Consider the following 15837-nt stretch of genomic DNA (forward strand, 5'->3'; position numbering starts at 1 on the left):
GAATGAACACCCCCGATGACCCCGTCGCGGCGCTCGCCGCCCGCCTGCCGCACCAGTTCCAGCGGCCGGAGCTTCTGCATCATGCGCTGACCCACCGTTCCGCCGCCGATCCCCGCCGGCAGATGCTGGACAGCAACGAGCGCCTGGAATTTGTCGGTGATCGCGTGCTGGCGCTGGTCATGGCCGAATGGCTGGCCGAGCGCTTCCCGCAGGAACGCGAGGGCGATCTCGGCAAGCGCCTGGCGGTGCTGGTGGCGCAGGACAGCCTGGCGCGGGTGGCGGTGGCACTCGGCATCGGCCCGGCGTTGCGGGTGACGCCGAATGAGGAACGCAGCGGCGTCCGCAACCGGGCCAGCGTCCTGTCCGATGCGCTGGAGGCGCTGCTGGGCGCGCTGTATGTCGATGGTGGGCTGGAGGCTGCGCGGTCGCTGATCCGGCGGGAATGGGATGCGCTGCTGGAAGGGCCGCTGCGGCCGCCCGTCTCGCCGAAAAGCCGCCTGCAGGAATGGAGCCTTGGGCGCGGGCTCGGGCTGCCGGAATATGTCATGATGTCCACCACCGGTCCTTCCCATAGTCCGGTCTTCATCGTCCGCGCCCTGGTGGCGGGGCGGGAGGCGGAAGGGACGGGCGACAACAAGCGCGCCGCGGAACAGGCGGCGGCGGAGAAGCTTTTGAAAGTATTGGGTGCGGCATGAGCGAGACGCAGGCTGCCGAACTTCCGCGCCGCTGCGGGCTGGTCGCCGTGGTGGGCGCGCCCAACGCGGGCAAGTCCACGCTGGTGAACACGCTGGCGGGCACCAAGGTGTCCATTGTCTCGCCGAAGCCGCAGACCACGCGCTTCCGCATCCGCGCCGTGGTCATGCAGGGCCAGGCGCAGATCGTGCTGGTGGACACGCCCGGCATCTTCGCCCCGCGCCGCCGGTTGGACCGTGCCATGGTCGCCGCCGCCTGGGGCGGGGCGCAGGATGCGGACCTCGCGCTGCTGATCGTCGATGCCCGGGCCGGGCTGACCGATGAGGTGCGCGGCATCACGGAGAAGCTGAAGAAGGGCGGGCGGCGCGCCATGCTGCTGCTCAACAAGGCCGATCTGGTGGACCCGCCCCGGCTGCTGCCCCTGGCGCGCGACCTGAACGAGATTTTGCCCTTCGCCGAGACCTTCATGGTGTCCGCGCTGAAGGGCAAGGGACTCGACCGGGTCATGCAGGTCCTGGCGGAAAACGTGCCGGAAGGCCCCTGGCTGTTCCCCGAGGACGATCTTTCCGACCTGCCGCAGCGCATGCTGGCCGCCGAGATCGTGCGCGAACAGGTGCTGCGCCAGACGCATGAGGAAGTGCCGCACCACGCGACCGTCGAGACCGAGACCTGGACCGAGCGCAAGGACGGCAGCGCCCGGATCGACGTGACCATCTACGTCACGCGCTCCACCCAGAAGGCGATCCTGATCGGCGATGGCGGCGCCAAGATCAAGTCGATCGGCCAGCAGGCGCGGCGCGAGCTGGAGCAACTGCTGGAACGCCGCATCCACCTGTTCGTCAACGTCAAGGAACGCGCCGGCTGGGACGAGGAGCGCGGGCGGATCAGGGCGCTGGGGCTGGACGACCAGGGCTGATGGGCGCGGCCCGGTGCTGGCGCCAATGCGCCAGCAGGTCGGCCGCCACCTTCATCACCACCAGCAGCGCCACCGCCACCGTCGCGTCGCCCAGCGCCATGGCGAGGACGCCGCCGAAGATCACCACCAGGTGCAGCAGCACCACCCGGCCATAGGGCTGGACCATCAGCGTCCGTTCCTCGACCTCGCGCCACTCGCCGCCGCCCAGGAAGTTGAGGGCGAAGGACAGCGCATGGCTGGCCGCCAGGGCCAGCAAGGCCAGCAGCAGGCCCTCCGGCGCCAGCAGCACCGCCACCGCCGTGCCGAGCGTTTCCCTCGGCGGACCCATGAGTTCGGCCAGGAAGGTGCCGTGGACGAAGGTGAAGATGCCGTAGTGCAGGGTGAAGAACGGCATCAGCACCAGCATCGCCAAGGCCCGGCGCAGCACCAGCACGCTGGCCATGCGCAGCAGTTGCAGCAGCCCGATGACGACGTTCTCGGCCCAGAACAGCAGCATGATGTCGTAGCTGGACCACAGCCCAAGCAGCACCCCGCCCAGCGGCACCAGGTTCGCCGCCACCAGCGCGGCGGAGGAGACCAGCAGCGGCGTCTGCAGCACGGCAAGCATCATCAGCCTTCCCAGCAGCCCGACGAACGCCCACCTTGGCCTCCGTGAGCATCGAATGGACCGCACCGGCAATCATCCTCGACATCCGCCCGCATGGCGAGGGTGGCGCCATCGCGACGCTGCTGACCGAGCAACACGGCCGCCATGCCGGCCTCGCCAAGGGCGGCAGCTCCCGCGGCCAGTCGGCGTTGTGGCAGCCGGGCAACCTGGTGGAGGCGCGCTGGGTGGCGCGGCTGCCGGAGCAGCTCGGCGCACTGTCCGCCGAGATGGTGCACCCCGCCGCGGCGCTGGCGATGGAGGACCCGCTGGCGCTCGCCGCCCTGCGCTCCGCCTGTGCCGTCGCCGAGGGCGCGCTGCCGGAACGGGAGGCGCATCCGCGCAGCTTCCACGGCCTGGTCGCCTTCATCGCCACCCTGGCCCGCGGCACCGACCTTGCCTTGCCCGACCTGGTGCGGTGGGAGGCCGATTTGCTGGCCGATCTCGGCTACGGCCTGGATTTCTCCGCCTGCGCGGTGACGGGCGGGCGGGAGGACCTGGCCTTCGTCTCGCCGAAATCGGCCCGCGCCGTCTCCGCCGCCGCCGCCGGGGAATGGCGCGACCGGCTGCTGCCGCTGCCGGCCTTCCTGCTGGGGCAGGGGCCGTCCGGCCCGGTGGATTGGGCGGCGGGGTTGCGCCTGACCGGGCACTTCCTGGCGCGGGACGTCTTCGGCGTGCACAACAGGGGCCTGCCGGCGGCGCGGGACCTGCTGGTGGACCGCGTCACCACCCTGGCCTCGCCCGCCGCCAGCGGCTAAACCCACCCTGAACAAAGCACGAATCACGCACCATGCCGGATGACATCAAGGGCCTGCCCCCGGAAGGCGGCGACATGCGGGAGACCGGGCTGGCCGATGCGCTGTCCGAGCGCTACCTGGCCTATGCGCTGTCCACCATCGTCAGCCGATCGCTGCCGGATGTGCGGGACGGCCTGAAGCCTGTGCACCGGCGCCTGCTGCACGCAATGAACCAGTTGAAGCTGGACCCCAGCGGCGGCTTCAAGAAATGCGCCCGCATCGTCGGCGACGTGATGGGCAAGTACCACCCGCATGGCGATAGCTCGATCTATGAGGCGCTGGTCCGACAGGCACAGGATTTCGCCGCGCGCTACCCGCTGGTCGAGGGCCAGGGCAATTTCGGCAATATCGACGGCGATAACGCCGCGGCCATGCGCTACACCGAGGCCCGCCTCACCGAGGTCGCCCAGGCGCTGCTGGAGGGCATCGAGGAGGATTCGGTCGATTTCCGCGCCACCTACGATGGCGAGGACCGCGAACCGCTGGTGCTGCCGGCGGCGTTTCCGAACCTGCTCGCCAACGGCGCGGCCGGCATCGCGGTGGGCATGGCGACCTCGATCCCGCCGCACAATGCCGGCGAGCTTTGCGCCGCCGCGCTGGTGCTGATCGAGCGGCCGGAGGCCGGCATCGACGAGTTGCTGGCACATGTGAAGGGCCCGGACTTCCCGACCGGCGGGCTGCTGGTCGAAAGCCCGGAGTCGATGCGGGAGGCCTATGCCACCGGCCGCGGCGGTTTTCGGCTGCGCGCGCAATGGACCGAGGAGAAGCTGAAGAACGGCACCTGGCAGATCGTCGTCACCGAGATCCCCTACCAGGTCCAGAAGTCCCGCCTGATCGAACAGATCGCGGCGCTGATGGAAGAAAAGAAGCTGCCGCTGCTGGGCGACGTGCGGGACGAATCGACCGACGTTGTCCGCCTGGTGCTGGAGCCGAAGGCGCGCAGCGTCGATGCGAAGATGCTGATGGAGACGCTGTTCCGCCACACCCAGCTGGAGACGCGCTTCCCGCTCAACATGAACGTGCTGGACGCCAACCGCACCCCGCGCGTGATGGGGCTGCGGGAGGTGCTGCGAAGCTGGCTCGACCATCGCCACGTGGTGCTGGTGCGGCGGTCGGAGCATCGGCTGGCGGCGATCGCGCGGCGGCTGGAGATCCTCGACGGCTACCTCATCGTCTACCTGAACCTGGACGAGGTGATCCGCATCGTGCGGGAGGAGGACCGCCCGAAGGACGCGCTGATGGTCGCCTTCGGCCTGACCGACACCCAGGCCAACGCCATCCTCGACATGCGCCTGCGCGCGCTGCGCAAGCTGGAGGAGATGGAAATCCGCAAGGAGCACAAGAAGCTCTCGGCGGAACAGGCGAAGCTGCGCGGCCTGATGACCAGCGAGGCGAAGCGCTGGAAGGCGATTGCCGACGAGATCGCGGAGACCCGGCGCAAGTTCGGCGAGGAGACGGCGCTGGGCCGCCGCCGCACCATCCCCGGCACGATCGAGGCCGGGGCGGTCGTGGACGAGACGGCGTTCATCGAGCGCGAGCCGATCACCATCATCCTGTCGGAGAAGGGCTGGATCCGCGCGCAGAAGGGGCATCTCGGCGCCGATGCGGAACTGCGCTTCAAGGAAGGCGACAGCCTGAAGCAGGCGATCCATGCGGAAACCACGGACCGCATCGTGGTGCTGGCGACCAACGGCAAGGCCTACACCGTGAAGGCGGATGCGCTGCCGCGCGGCCGTGGCGATGGCCAGCCGGTGCGGCTGCTGCTGGACCTGACCAATGGCGACGACGTGGTGACGCTGTTCGTCCACAAGGACGGACGCCGCTTCCTGGTCGCCGCCACCGACGGCAAGGGCTTCGTGGTGAAGGGCGAGGACCTGCTGGCGGAAAAGCGCACCGGCAAGCAGGTTCTGGTGGTCGATGCGGCGGTCGAAGCGCTGCTGTGCGTTCCGGTGGAGGGCGACTGCGTCGCCGTCACCGGCAGCAACAACCGCCTGCTGGTCTTCCCGCTGGACCAGGTGCCGGAAATGTCGCGCGGCCGCGGCGTGCAGCTTCTGCAACTGAAGGATGGCGCCACGCTGCTCGATGCCCAGGTCTTCGCGGCGAAGGAGGGCCTCGCCTGGCGCCACGGCGGCGGCGTGAAGCTGGAGACGGATCTGCGCACCTGGCGCGGCCAGCGCGCCGGTGCCGGCAAGATGCCGCCCGACCGCTTCCCGAAGACCCGCAAGTTCGGGGTCTGACGCCGCCCCACATCCTTGTGGACAGGCCACCGCCGGCATGATCCGCTTCCCCATCCTCGGGGGAGGCGGCCATGCCAAGGCGGAAGAAGCCCGTGCCGGCGGTGCGCGACAGCACCACCATCGTCTTCGCCACCAACCGCCATCGCCTGTCGGACAGGTTCTGGGAGGAGGCGGACATCGTCCCCGGCACCATCCAGCGGCTGTGGCTCGGACGCGCCCGGATCGGCTGGGTCGGCGACCCGATGGAGACCGAATCCGGCCGGCAGCTGCTGGAGGCGCCGGAGATCAGCGGGGAGGATGACTTCACCGACCCCGCCGCCGGCAGCAACGCCCGCGTGCTGGATGCCTGGCTGGCCGAGGCCGCCGCCCGCGGCGCGGTGCCGCTGTTCTACATCCACGGCTTCGGCAACGGCTTCGGCGATGCGCTGCAACGCGCGGCGCAGATCGAGGAATTCTACGACGGGGAAAAGCTGGCGCTCGCCCCCCTGGTCTTCTCCTGGCCCTCCGATGGCCGCGTGCTGGACCCGCAGCTTTTCGCCGCCGATGCCGGGGTGAAGGCGCAGTACCTGGACGACCAGCGGGACGCGATGAACTCCGCCCCCGCTCTGGCGCGGCTGCTGCGGGAGGTCTGGCGGGCACGCCAGCGGGCCGCGGCCGGCATGGACCCGCACACCGGGACGCCGCCCCGCCTGGTGCTGCTGGCGCACAGCATGGGCAACCTCGCCCTGGCCAGCGGCCTCGCCGCGATGAACAACGGGCTGCTGACGCGCGAACTCGCCGGCCTGTTCGCGCAGGCCGTGCTGGCCAGCGCCGACCTGCCCGACACCTGCTTCGAGCCGGGCCAGCCGATGCGCCTGCTGCCGCTGATCGCGGACCAGGTGACGGTCTGCATCAGCCATGACTGCACGCTGTCCGTCGCCAGCCAGTTCGCCAACGGCAACAAGCGGCTCGGCCATTACGGCCCGGCGCGGCTGGATCTGGTGCCGGAGGGGGTGGAGGTGGTGGACTACTTCCTCGGGCTGGATGCCGGGTCGCGCGACCGCATCCTGGCCAAGGGCGGCACCGAATGGGACGTGGTGCAGCACCAGTGGTACCGCAACGACCTGAAGGCCCGGGCGGCGCTGACGGCGCTGTTCCAGGGCAGGCCACCGCCGCACAAGCCGCTGGATGCAGCGCTCCGGGTGGAGGCCGGGCGCTGCCGGCACGCGATCCTGGGGTAGCGCCGGCAGTACGAACCAACCCGGCGGCGAACTACCGGGCCAGGGCCGCCGTCGTGATCCGCGCCAGGAAGTCGACGAAGTGCCGGACCTTCGGGCTGGTCGCGGCCTGCACGGTGTACAGGGCGTGCAGCGGCAGCGGGCTGGGCGCCTGATGCGGTGCAACCTCCACGAGGCGGCCTTCGGCGAGGTCGGCCCGGCACAGGAATTCCGGCAGCCAGGCGGCACCGGCCCCGGACAGCGCCAGGGCGTGCCGCACCAGCGGGTCCGATGCCTCGACCCGCTGGCTGGCACGGCCCCCCGCAAAGCCAATGACGCGGTTAAAGCGGCCGCGCCCTGGTTGCAGGGCCCCGGCCTCCTCCAGCAGGCGGTGCGCTGCCTCCGGTGCAAGACCAGCCAGGGCCGATGGGCTGGCGAGGAGGCGCAGGCTACTGGCGCCGATCCGGCGGGCGAGCAGGGCGCTGTCCTCCAGCGCCCCGACCCGGACGAGGATGTCGATCTCCGGCTTGTTCGCGCCCGCGACGTGGGAGGAAACCTCCAGCGCCACCTCCAGCGCCGGATGGTCGCGCAGGAACTCCGGCAGGCGCGGCGCCAGGATATGGCTGGCGAACAGCGACGGCACGTTCACCCGCAGCAGGCCCCTCGGGGCGGTGAAGCTCGCCTGCACGGCGGCCGCCGCGCCATCCACCAGCGCCACCACCTGCACGGCATGATCCAGCAGCACGCGGCCGGCATCTGTCAGCCGAAGCCCATCGCGGGCACGGTCCAGCAGCGCGGCCCCCGCCTCCGCCTCCAGCCGGGCCAATTGCCGGCTGACCGAGGATTTGGGGCGCCGCAGGAGCCGCGCCGCACCGGTGAGGCTCCGCGCCTCCGCGAGGCGGAGAAAGACGCGCAGGTCGTCGCTGTTCACATCCGGCGCCCGTTCCAGACCGGGAACGGCGCGTCCCGGCGGCGGACCTGCCAGTGGGCGGGCCGGGCCAACACATGGTCCGGCATCCCAACAAGGACAGGATCCCATCCATGACCAACCCGGCCCTGCGGCGCATGACGCCCGAGAGCGCGGTGATCGCCTATGTCGACTACGTCACCGGGCTCGACAACCTGATCACGACGATCCCGGGCCCCGTCTTCCGCAACAACATCCAGGCCTTCGCCAGCCTCTCGGCCCTGTTCAAGCTGCCGACCGCCGTGTTCGGCGAGGAGAACCAGTACTACGGCAGCTTCCTGCCCGAGATCCGCACGCTGATCGATGCCGGTGCCGCGACCTTCCCCCGCAGCACACCCTCCGGCTGCACGCCGGACTTCATGGCCTGGCTCCAGGCCACGGGAAGGCGGGATGTCATCATCGGCGGCATCTCCATCGACAACTGCACCCTGCACACGGCGCTGGACCTGCTCCGCGCCGGCTACAACGTGCAGGTCGTGGTCGATGTCTCGGGCAGCAACAGCAGGCTCGCGGAGGATGCGGCCCTCGCGCGGCTCCAGGCCGCGGGCGCGGTGAATGCCGGCTGGCTGAACACGTTGACGGAACTCGGCGCGGATTTCGCGGGGCCGTTCGGGGCTGGGATGATGCAGGTCATCCAGGGCCATTGGCCCGCTTCCACCACGGGGCAGGTGCAGGACACCACGCCGGATGGACATGGCATGCAGTTGCCGAAGACCTGACGCGTCCGAAGCGCTCAGGCCTCGATCGATGTGAGCGCGGGCGCCTCGATGGCGGCCGCGCCATGGTCCGGCAGCACGCGCCAGACGCCGCCGGCCAGCGTCTCGCTCGGGCGGAAGCGGGATTTGTAGGCCATCTTGGCGCTCTCCGGCACCCAGTAGCCGAGGTAGACATAGGGCAGGCCCAGCGCCCGGGCGCGCGCCACCAGCCACAGGATCGCGTAGGTGCCCAGGCTGCGGCGGTTCGCCCCGGGGTCGAAGAAGGAATAGACCGCGGACAGGCCGTCGGAGAGCCAATCCGTCAGGCAGGCGCCGACCAGTCGGCCGGTGGCGTCGCGGAACTCCACCACCCCGGTGGTGATCGGCGTGTCCTCGACCATGGCGCGGTAGTCGTAGAAGCCCATCGCCGCCATGTCGCCATCGCCGTGCCGGGCGCCCTGGTAGCGCTGGAACAGGCTGAACTGCTCCGCACTCGCGCGCGCCGGAAGCTCGGCGGTGGTCAGGTCCTCGTTGGCACGGATGATCTTGCGCTGCGTCCGGTCGGGCAGGAACTGGCCGGCGACGATGCGGATCGGGATGCAGGCGCGGCAGCCCGGGCAGACCGGGGAATAGGCGATGTTGTGGCTGCGGCGGAAGCCGGCGCGGGACAGCCGGTCATGCAGCGTCTCCGCCTCCGCGCCCGACAGCTCGGTCACGATCTTCCGTTCCGTCCGCCCTGCCAGGTAGGGGCATGGCAGGGGCGCGGTGGTGTAGAAGAACTGCGGGCGTCTGGTGGGTCTGTGCAACATCTGCTTGGACTGAGTGTCGGCGCTGGGCGGCCGCAAATCAACCGTCCTCCGCGGCCAACCCCTGGTTTTGAAGCTGGTCGGACCGGGCGGGATTGCAAGCCTGCTGCACGGCGCGGCAACGGCGCGCCACCAGCGTGCCGGAGAACAGGTCGTGCAGCGTGCGGCTGCGGGCGGAGAACAGCGGCGCCAGAAGTGCTACGCCCCCCATGGCCCAGGACAGCGCGTAGAGCGTGGTCGAGGTGAAGGCCTGCCCGAAGCTCGGCGCCCTGCCATCCACCTCGGACCGCACGACGAGCCCCATCGCCGCCTGACCCGGCGTCGCCGAGAGCGGCGAGCCGATCGCCAGCGTGCCGTACAGGATCGGCAGGATCAGCGCCCAGGGCAGCAACATCAGCCCGCCGGCCAGCCCGATGGTCAGCACCGTCAGCAGCGCCGAACCGCCCCAGGCGAGCCAGGACAGCATCAGCAGCAGCGCCGCGTCGATCGCCCAGGCGGCGATCCGGCGGCCGATCACGCCTTCGAAGGGGTCGCCGGTCCGGGCCGCCACGTGGCTCTCCTCAGCGGGTCAGGTCAATGGCGCCGGTCTCGCTGTCCAGTTGCCGCGCCAGCCGAAGAACGCTGCCGGACAGCCAACGTTCCAGCAGGCTCTCGAAATTGTCGGACAGCGGGTGGCCGGATTGGCCGGTGGCGATGATGGCGCGCGTGCCATCGGCATCCGCCATGTCGGCGACCAGCCGCAGCCCGGCACCGTGCAGATGCGCGAAGGGGTCGGGCCCGGTGCCGCGCATGCCGCCGCGCGACAGAGTCTCGTTGTCGCCACCGGTGGCGGCCTTCAGCCGGGTCATGCGGCCGAGCACCGGGACGAAGCGCAGCAGCGGGTGCTCGAAATGCGCCACATGCGCGGCCCCCCAGCGCCAGGCCACGGGGTCGGCGCCATGCACCGGCTCCAGCTCGGCGACCGCCTCCGCCAGGGCGCGGGCGAGCAGCGGGTTGCAGCCTTCGGGGCCACACCAGGCGGCGCCACGGGCCGGATCCAGCAGGATGCGGGCGACGAATTCCGGGCCCGCATCGCTGCCCGCCGGCGCGCCGCCGGCCTCCAGCGCCAGGCGCTTGAACTGGCGCAGCCAGGCGTGGTGGACCAGTGGCTGGGCGAGGTCGGCGCGCATCTCGCCGTTCCAGTCGCGCAGCAGGGCCTGGGCGGTGGCAGCCGGGCCGGACGGCAGCGGCACCGCCCGCAGCACCGGCAGGAGGTCCTGCGCGAGCAGCGAGACCACGTCGTTCTGCATCGCCACGAAGCTGGCGGCGTCGTGCTGCGGCCGCGCCGCCAGCAATTCGCGGATCCGGCGCAGGCGCCAGTCGCCGAACCAGTCCCGGCCGAGGAACACCGGGTGGTCAGGCGGCGCCGGGCGGCTGTTGGCGGCGGCGAGCTGGCCCGATTCGGGGTCCTCGACATGCGGCATGGCGTCGAACGGCACGAAGCCGGTCCAATCCATGCTGCCATCCCAGCCGCGGGCGGGCGTGGTGCCGTCGCCGCCGGCCCGGATCGGGGTGCGGCCGACCACGTACTGCGCGATGCGGCCATCGGTGCCCGCCACGATCAGGGTCTGCGGCGGGCTGGTGAACAGGGCGCCGGCGGCACGCACATCGGCGACGGACGTCGCGCGGTTCAGCGCCAGCAGCGCGGCGGCGGTGGTGTCCTGCGGCGCCAGGTTGGCCATGGACACCGCCAGCACGAAGCCGTCCTGCGTCGGCAGGGACGGGTCGAGGCCGGAGATCACCGGGCCATGCCGGGTCTCCCGCACCCGCAGCACCTCCGGCTCCTCCTGCCCGCGCACGGCAATGCGCTCCTCCCGCACCGTGAAGGGGCGGGGGCCTTCGGGGGTGTCGTAGGAATCCGCGCCGGACAGGCGCTCGACGAACACGTCCTGGGTGTCGGAATGCGTGGTGGTGAAGCCCCAGGCGACGGCCTGGTTGCGGCCGATGACGATGCCGGGCACGCCGGGGGCGGTGGCGCCGACACGGAACTGGCCGTCCGGCAGCTCGATCCGCGCCAGGTACCACAGCACCGGCGCGTTGAAGCCGAGATGCGGGTCGTTCGCCAGCAGCGGCGCGCCGGTTGAGCTGCGGGCGGCGGTGACGGCCCAGGCGTTGGAGGCGGAGGCGGGCAGCGGCGCGTCCTCGCCGAACACCGGGATCGCGCCCAGCAGCCTGGCGAGGTGCGTGGCGGGGGGCAGCGCGGCCTGGTCGGCGCGGCCGGCGCTGCCGTCGCGGGGCCAAAGGTCCTCCACCTTCTCCGGTGGCAGCGCGGCATCCAGCGCCGCCCGCTCCAGCTCCCGTCGCCAGTTGCCGGACAGCCAGAGGCCCATGACCTTGCCCCACAGCAGGGAATGCTCCGGCCGCCAGGGCTCCGGCTCGCCCAGCACCAGGAACTCCGGCGCCGCGAGGCGGCCGCGGACCGCGATCAGCGCGTTCACACCCTCGGCATAGGCCTCCAGCATGTCGCGGGAGCCCGGGTCGAGCGCGGCGAGATCGGCCTCCGCGCTGCGCAGCAGGCCGAGCGTGCGGGTGAAGCGGTCCAGGCGCAGCGCGGCGGGGCCGCCGAGCTCAGCCAGCCGCCCGGCGGCCCCGCGACGCATCGATTCCATCTGGAACATGCGGTCCCGCGCATGCAGGTAGCCCAGCGCGACGGCGGCATCGCGTTCCGTCGCCGCCCGGATGCGGGGGATGCCCAGCGAATCCAGCCGGATCGCGACCGGCGCCGAGAGGCTCGGGATCGCCAGCTCCTCCCGCGCATCGGGCAGCGAGGTGAAGACCAGGGCGAGCGCGAAGGCCACGCCGAGGCCCGCGACGAACAGGCCGAGCAGGACCAGGCGGCCCGAAAGCCGAAGCAGGAAGCGCATCAGGGCCAGCGCCCCCCTTCAAGCGGTGCCGTCATGCGGCGGCTCTACCATCGGTGGAAGCGCGGAGCGAGGCGGGGAATGGGCGGCGGTACCTGGGCATCCATTGCCAAACCACACCGGTTACTTAATCTCCCCGACAACAAATTATCTTTTCGTCAGGGAGGCGGGGTTGAGCGGATTCGGCATCGGCATCCAGACGTGGTTCGGCAGCAATGACGCGGACTCCTTCTCGCCAGGGATCCAATCCCCGGGCTTCTCCTTTGGCGGGCTGATCCCCGGCCTCGATACACAATTCCGGGTGTCCGGCCTGGATGGCGATGACCTCATCTTCGGTGGCGGCGCGATAGATGGGGATTCGCTCGATGGCGGGGAGGGCGCGGACACGCTGGCCGGGGGGGCCGGGCGCGACACGCTGCAGGGCGGCGGCGGCCTCGACCGGCTGGAGGGCAATGGCGACCCCGACCTGCTGATCGAGACCGGCACCAGCTCCCTGGTCGAGGCCGCCGCGCTGCTGGATGGCGGGGAGGGTTTCGACACGCTGCTGCTGAGCGGCAACGTCCGCCTGGTCTCCGCCATCGTCACCAGCCTGGAGCGGCTGGCGACTCCGGCCGCGGTAACCGTCAACCTGACCTTCAGCGCCGACAACTTCGCCACCTTCCAGGTCCTGGAACTGGGCACCGGCACGACCTTTCTCGGCGTCGGCGGCACCTACGACTTCGGGGCCAAGGAATACGACGCGATCGATTCGGTGATCTACACCGTGCGCTTCCTCGGCGGTGCCGGCGACGAGGACGTGATCGGCACCGAACGCGGCGACTCGATCGTGGGCGGCGGCGGCGCCAACACGATCCGGGGCGGCGAGGGGGATGATACCCTTTCGGGCTCCGGCACCATCCAGGGCGGCGAGGATCACGACCTGCTGTCCGACAGCCAGCAGAGTCTGTCGGATGACCGGCTGGACGGCGGCGACGGCAACGACACCATCACCACCTTCCACGGCGCGGACGCCCTGAGGGGTGGCGACGGCGACGACAGCCTGTCCGCCGGCGGCGGCGGCAGCCTGCTGGACGGCGGCGAGGGCAACGACACCCTCAGCGCCTCACTGGCTGCCAACGACACGCTGCGCGGTGGCGAGGGCGATGACCTGCTGCGCGACGTCGGGACGCTCGGCGTCGGGACGGTGCTGGATGGCGGCGCCGGCAACGACACGCTGGAGGCGGATGGCGCGACGCTGCTCGGCGCCAGCATCACGGGAATCGAGACGCTTCGGCTCGGCGGCACCCTCGGCATTGGGGCGGCGGAGCTGGCGGCCTTCCAGGCGCTGGCGTTCGGCGAGGGCGGCGGCCGGCCAGTGATCAACCTGCTGACCGATGGCGTCTATGATTTCGGTGCGCTGGCGCAGGTCGACGGCTTCGGCCAGGCCACGCTGCGTGGCCTGACACTGGTCGGCCAGGTATTCGCGGCGGACCGCGCGATCGGCGGTGAGGGCGATGACAGCCTGCGGGGTCTCGGCGGCGGCGACACGCTGGTGGGCGGCGGCGGGGCCGATACCCTGCGCGGCGATGACGGCGATGACCTGCTGCGTGGCGGTGCGGGTGTGGATGTGGCGGCGTTCGCCGGCGTGCGGGCGAACTACGTGGTCGCGGCGCTGGGCGGCGACGCCTTCACCGTGACCAGCCTGCTGGAGGGAACCGACACGGTGGAGGGCATCGAATCGCTGCACTTCTCGGATACCGTCGTGACGCTGGAATTCGCGCCACCGCTGGCGGCAACACACGGCGCGGACAGCCTGGTTGGTGGCTCCGGGGCGGAGAAGGTCCTGGGCCTTGGGGGCGACGACACATTGTCCGGCGGCGGCGGGGCCGACACGCTGTTCGGCGGTGGGGGGCACGACCTGCTGGATGGCGGCGATGGCCGCGACCTGCTCAACGGGGGCGCGGGCGCCGATACGCTGGCCGGCGGCGCGGAGGACGACCGGCTGTTCGGCATGGCGGGCGACGATGTGGCGGAAGGCGGGGACGGGCGCGACACGCTGTATGGTGGCGACGGCCGGGACACGCTGCTGGGGCAGGACGGCGCCGACCGCTTGCTGGGTGGCGAGGATGCCGACCTGCTGGACGGTGGCGCCGACGCCGATGTGCTGCGCGGCGGCGCCGCGGCGGATACCCTGCTGGGCGGGTCAGGCGACGACGTGCTGCGCGGCGAGGCGGGCGATGACCTGCTGGCCGGAGGCCTCGGCCGCGACCGGCTGTTCGGTGGCACAGGCGCCGACGCCTTCCTGCTGGCCGCCCCCGGCGAGGGCAGCGACCGCATCTTCGACTTCGACGCCGCCGAGGACCGCCTTCTGCTGTCGGCCGGTGGATTTGGCCTGGCCGCAGGTGCCCTGGCATTTGACCGCTTCGAAGCGAATGCCAGCGGCCAGGCGACCACCCCGGGCGAAGGCGTGCTGCTCTACGCCACGACATCCGGGCGGCTGTATTGGGATGCCGATGGCGCCGGTGGCGCGGCGCGCGTGGAACTGGCCGTGATCGTCGGCGCGCCCACGATCACGGCCACGGATATCTGGGTGGTGGCCTAGGCTTGCGTCCCGCGCCTCAGGGCGGTGCGGGAAGGAAAAGTGGCGAATGGGGGCGGAACGCCTCCGGCCGCGGCGTGGACTCCGGCGCGCCGGCCACGAAGCGGTACAGGTCCGGGTGACGATCACGCCCATCGGCGAGGGCATGGCCGATCGTGGCGGCCGAGGGCTGCCGCAGGCCAAAGGCCTCGACCAGTGGTCCGAGCGGGCTGAAGCGGATGCCGCTGCTGCGCATCAGGCGCAGCAGGGTCGGCTCCATCAGGGCGCACCAATGGGTCAGCCCAAGTTCGAGGCTGGCCCGCAGGATGCCCCGCATCAGCGCAAGGCGGAGCAACCGGTCCGGCGGCGTGCCGATGGGGCGGCGCCGCTTTGACAGCGCGAAGCGTGAAATCTCCCCGGTGGTCCGCAGAGGCAGGTGGCGCAGCAGGTCTGGGCTGCAGTAGCGCAGCATCGGCAGGTCGGGACGTGCCGCGCCGCCCGCATTGGCCACGAGGCGCGCCGTGCCGACGACCTGGCCGTCCAGGCGGTCGCGCAGCACGACATGGCGGGACTCTGCGTCATACTCATCAGCCTCGATCGCGCTGCCGGGACGCGCGGGCAGGATGCCGCGCTCCGTGCGAAAGACCTGATGCCGAAGATGCTGGACTTCCCGAACCGTGTCGGGAGTCTGGGCAAATTCGACAAAAAAGTGGCGATCGATTGTCGAAAATGCGTCGATCCGTTGGTGTTCCATAGAAGCTTTTGCCCCCCGTTGCTTGAGTACGCTGCGGGTTAACGGAGGTGGTTCCCTACGAAAAGAAAGAATCGTTCAGCAGGGACTTGGTCGCAGTGGAAAAACCAGCATGGTTACTATGAAGATTCTGGATTCCTTCGATAAATTTACTAAGATGTCATCCCACACAACAACCCAGAGGTGAAATACAGTATGTCGACCTCCAATAAAGCGGATGATTGGTCGATACCTCCAGACGCAATGAAACGCCGCCGCGCCGAAAGGGGGAAATCATAAAATTTGCTCATGTTTATAATAATAGAAGAGTCCAGGAAACGCCTGAAGGCAGATATCTTATTGCATACCATTCATTCGATAATCATTGGCTGTTAGTTGGTGTATTGCAATTGATTCGAAGGCAGCATTGCAACCATGCCGGAAGATACGGCGCGCCAAACTTCAATCAAAAGATTTAGCGGAATTCGTCGAACAATATGACAGGGGCTAGATAGATTACATCTTCATCATCAAATACTTCTGCAGAATCAAGGCAAAATTCATATGGCATGGAAAATGCTCACCTGTGACTGCTCTCCGATCACGGGGAGTCGAGCGAGGGGACGAGACCATGCAAGACACGACCCGCAAATACTTCCGGACGATGCTGCTGGCAGGCGCGGCAACAGCCATGGTGGCA

The 15837-nt window shown here is 70.1% G+C and carries 13 protein-coding genes; 7 read left to right on the forward strand and 6 right to left on the reverse strand.

Going from position 1 to position 15837, the window contains the following annotated elements; genetic code table 11:
- Positions 1 to 2: 2 nt before the first annotated feature.
- Positions 3 to 695: a ribonuclease III gene (gene rnc, locus ACFHPP_RS06425; protein ID WP_437162432.1), complete on the forward strand. Its 693-nt coding sequence runs from the start codon at positions 3 to 5 to the stop codon at positions 693 to 695.
- A complete protein-coding gene (gene era, locus ACFHPP_RS06430; protein WP_437162433.1) occupies positions 692 to 1609 on the forward strand; it encodes a GTPase Era in 918 nt (305 codons plus the stop codon). Before rnc ends, era begins: the two co-directional genes overlap by 4 nt.
- On the opposite strand, the gene ACFHPP_RS06435 is transcribed toward era, so the two are convergent.
- Positions 1578 to 2219: a DUF6498-containing protein gene (locus ACFHPP_RS06435; RefSeq protein ID WP_437162434.1), complete on the reverse strand. Its 642-nt coding sequence runs from the start codon at positions 2217 to 2219 to the stop codon at positions 1578 to 1580. The two genes, era and ACFHPP_RS06435, sit on opposite strands and share 32 nt — an antisense overlap.
- 47 nt (positions 2220 to 2266) lie before the next feature.
- Between ACFHPP_RS06435 and recO the strand changes: the two genes are divergently transcribed.
- The 3 genes from recO (at position 2267) to ACFHPP_RS06450 (ending at position 6506) form a co-directional block, all read left to right on the forward strand.
- The gene (recO, locus tag ACFHPP_RS06440; protein ID WP_437162450.1) at positions 2267 to 3010 is read left to right on the forward strand and encodes a DNA repair protein RecO; all 744 of its coding nucleotides are present in this window, start codon (positions 2267 to 2269) and stop codon (positions 3008 to 3010) included.
- Positions 3011 to 3042: 32 nt separating this feature from the next.
- Entirely contained in the window at positions 3043 to 5286 is a 2244-nt protein-coding gene (gene parC / locus ACFHPP_RS06445) for a DNA topoisomerase IV subunit A (protein ID WP_437162435.1), read from the forward strand.
- Positions 5287 to 5357: 71 nt separating this feature from the next.
- Positions 5358 to 6506 carry an alpha/beta hydrolase gene (locus tag ACFHPP_RS06450; RefSeq protein ID WP_437162436.1) on the forward strand — a complete coding sequence of 383 codons (1149 nt, stop codon included), beginning with the start codon at positions 5358 to 5360 and terminating at the stop codon, positions 6504 to 6506.
- 31 nt (positions 6507 to 6537) lie between these two features.
- On the opposite strand, the gene ACFHPP_RS06455 is transcribed toward ACFHPP_RS06450, so the two are convergent.
- Entirely contained in the window at positions 6538 to 7413 is an 876-nt protein-coding gene (locus ACFHPP_RS06455; protein WP_437162437.1) for a LysR family transcriptional regulator, read from the reverse strand.
- Between the two features lie 110 nt (positions 7414 to 7523).
- Between ACFHPP_RS06455 and ACFHPP_RS06460 the strand changes: the two genes are divergently transcribed.
- The gene (locus tag ACFHPP_RS06460) at positions 7524 to 8168 is read left to right on the forward strand and encodes an isochorismatase family protein (protein ID WP_437162438.1); all 645 of its coding nucleotides are present in this window, start codon (positions 7524 to 7526) and stop codon (positions 8166 to 8168) included.
- Between the two features lie 14 nt (positions 8169 to 8182).
- Here the strand turns inward: ACFHPP_RS06460 and ACFHPP_RS06465 are convergent, their stop codons facing one another.
- The 3 genes from ACFHPP_RS06465 to ACFHPP_RS06475 are packed head-to-tail and all read right to left on the reverse strand — an operon-like array spanning position 8183 to position 11853.
- Positions 8183 to 8953 carry an arginyltransferase gene (locus ACFHPP_RS06465; RefSeq protein ID WP_437162439.1) on the reverse strand — a complete coding sequence of 257 codons (771 nt, stop codon included), beginning with the start codon at positions 8951 to 8953 and terminating at the stop codon, positions 8183 to 8185.
- 37 nt (positions 8954 to 8990) lie between these two features.
- Entirely contained in the window at positions 8991 to 9500 is a 510-nt protein-coding gene (locus tag ACFHPP_RS06470) for an RDD family protein (protein ID WP_437162440.1), read from the reverse strand.
- A gap of 10 nt (positions 9501 to 9510) precedes the next feature.
- Positions 9511 to 11853, reverse strand: coding sequence for a penicillin acylase family protein (locus ACFHPP_RS06475; RefSeq protein WP_437162441.1), 2343 nt, complete (start codon positions 11851 to 11853; stop codon positions 9511 to 9513).
- Positions 11854 to 12022: 169 nt separating this feature from the next.
- On the opposite strand from ACFHPP_RS06475, the gene ACFHPP_RS06480 reads away from it, so the two are divergent.
- Entirely contained in the window at positions 12023 to 14431 is a 2409-nt protein-coding gene (locus ACFHPP_RS06480) for a calcium-binding protein (RefSeq protein WP_437162442.1), read from the forward strand.
- Positions 14432 to 14447: 16 nt separating this feature from the next.
- On the opposite strand, the gene ACFHPP_RS06485 is transcribed toward ACFHPP_RS06480, so the two are convergent.
- On the reverse strand, positions 14448 to 15161 hold the full coding sequence (locus tag ACFHPP_RS06485; protein ID WP_437162443.1) for a GNAT family N-acyltransferase: 714 nt from the start codon (positions 15159 to 15161) through the stop codon (positions 14448 to 14450).
- Positions 15162 to 15837 lie beyond the last annotated feature (676 nt).

Origin of the sequence: Falsiroseomonas sp. E2-1-a20, from assembly GCF_051433195.1 — a bacterium.
Lineage (GTDB): Bacteria > Pseudomonadota > Alphaproteobacteria > Acetobacterales > Acetobacteraceae > Falsiroseomonas.

Excerpts from the sequence above, each read along its gene's own strand:
- rnc (WP_437162432.1), top strand. The coding sequence starts at position 3 with ATGAACACCCCCGATGACCCCGTCGCGGCGCTCGCCGCCCGCCTGCCG.
- era (WP_437162433.1), top strand. The coding sequence starts at position 692 with ATGAGCGAGACGCAGGCTGCCGAACTTCCGCGCCGCTGCGGGCTGGTC.
- ACFHPP_RS06435 (WP_437162434.1), bottom strand. The coding sequence starts at position 2,219 with ATGATGCTTGCCGTGCTGCAGACGCCGCTGCTGGTCTCCTCCGCCGCG.
- parC (WP_437162435.1), top strand. The coding sequence starts at position 3,043 with ATGCCGGATGACATCAAGGGCCTGCCCCCGGAAGGCGGCGACATGCGG.
- ACFHPP_RS06450 (WP_437162436.1), top strand. The coding sequence starts at position 5,358 with ATGCCAAGGCGGAAGAAGCCCGTGCCGGCGGTGCGCGACAGCACCACC.
- ACFHPP_RS06460 (WP_437162438.1), top strand. The coding sequence starts at position 7,524 with ATGACCAACCCGGCCCTGCGGCGCATGACGCCCGAGAGCGCGGTGATC.
- ACFHPP_RS06465 (WP_437162439.1), bottom strand. The coding sequence starts at position 8,953 with ATGTTGCACAGACCCACCAGACGCCCGCAGTTCTTCTACACCACCGCG.
- ACFHPP_RS06475 (WP_437162441.1), bottom strand. The coding sequence starts at position 11,853 with ATGCGCTTCCTGCTTCGGCTTTCGGGCCGCCTGGTCCTGCTCGGCCTG.
- ACFHPP_RS06485 (WP_437162443.1), bottom strand. The coding sequence starts at position 15,161 with ATGGAACACCAACGGATCGACGCATTTTCGACAATCGATCGCCACTTT.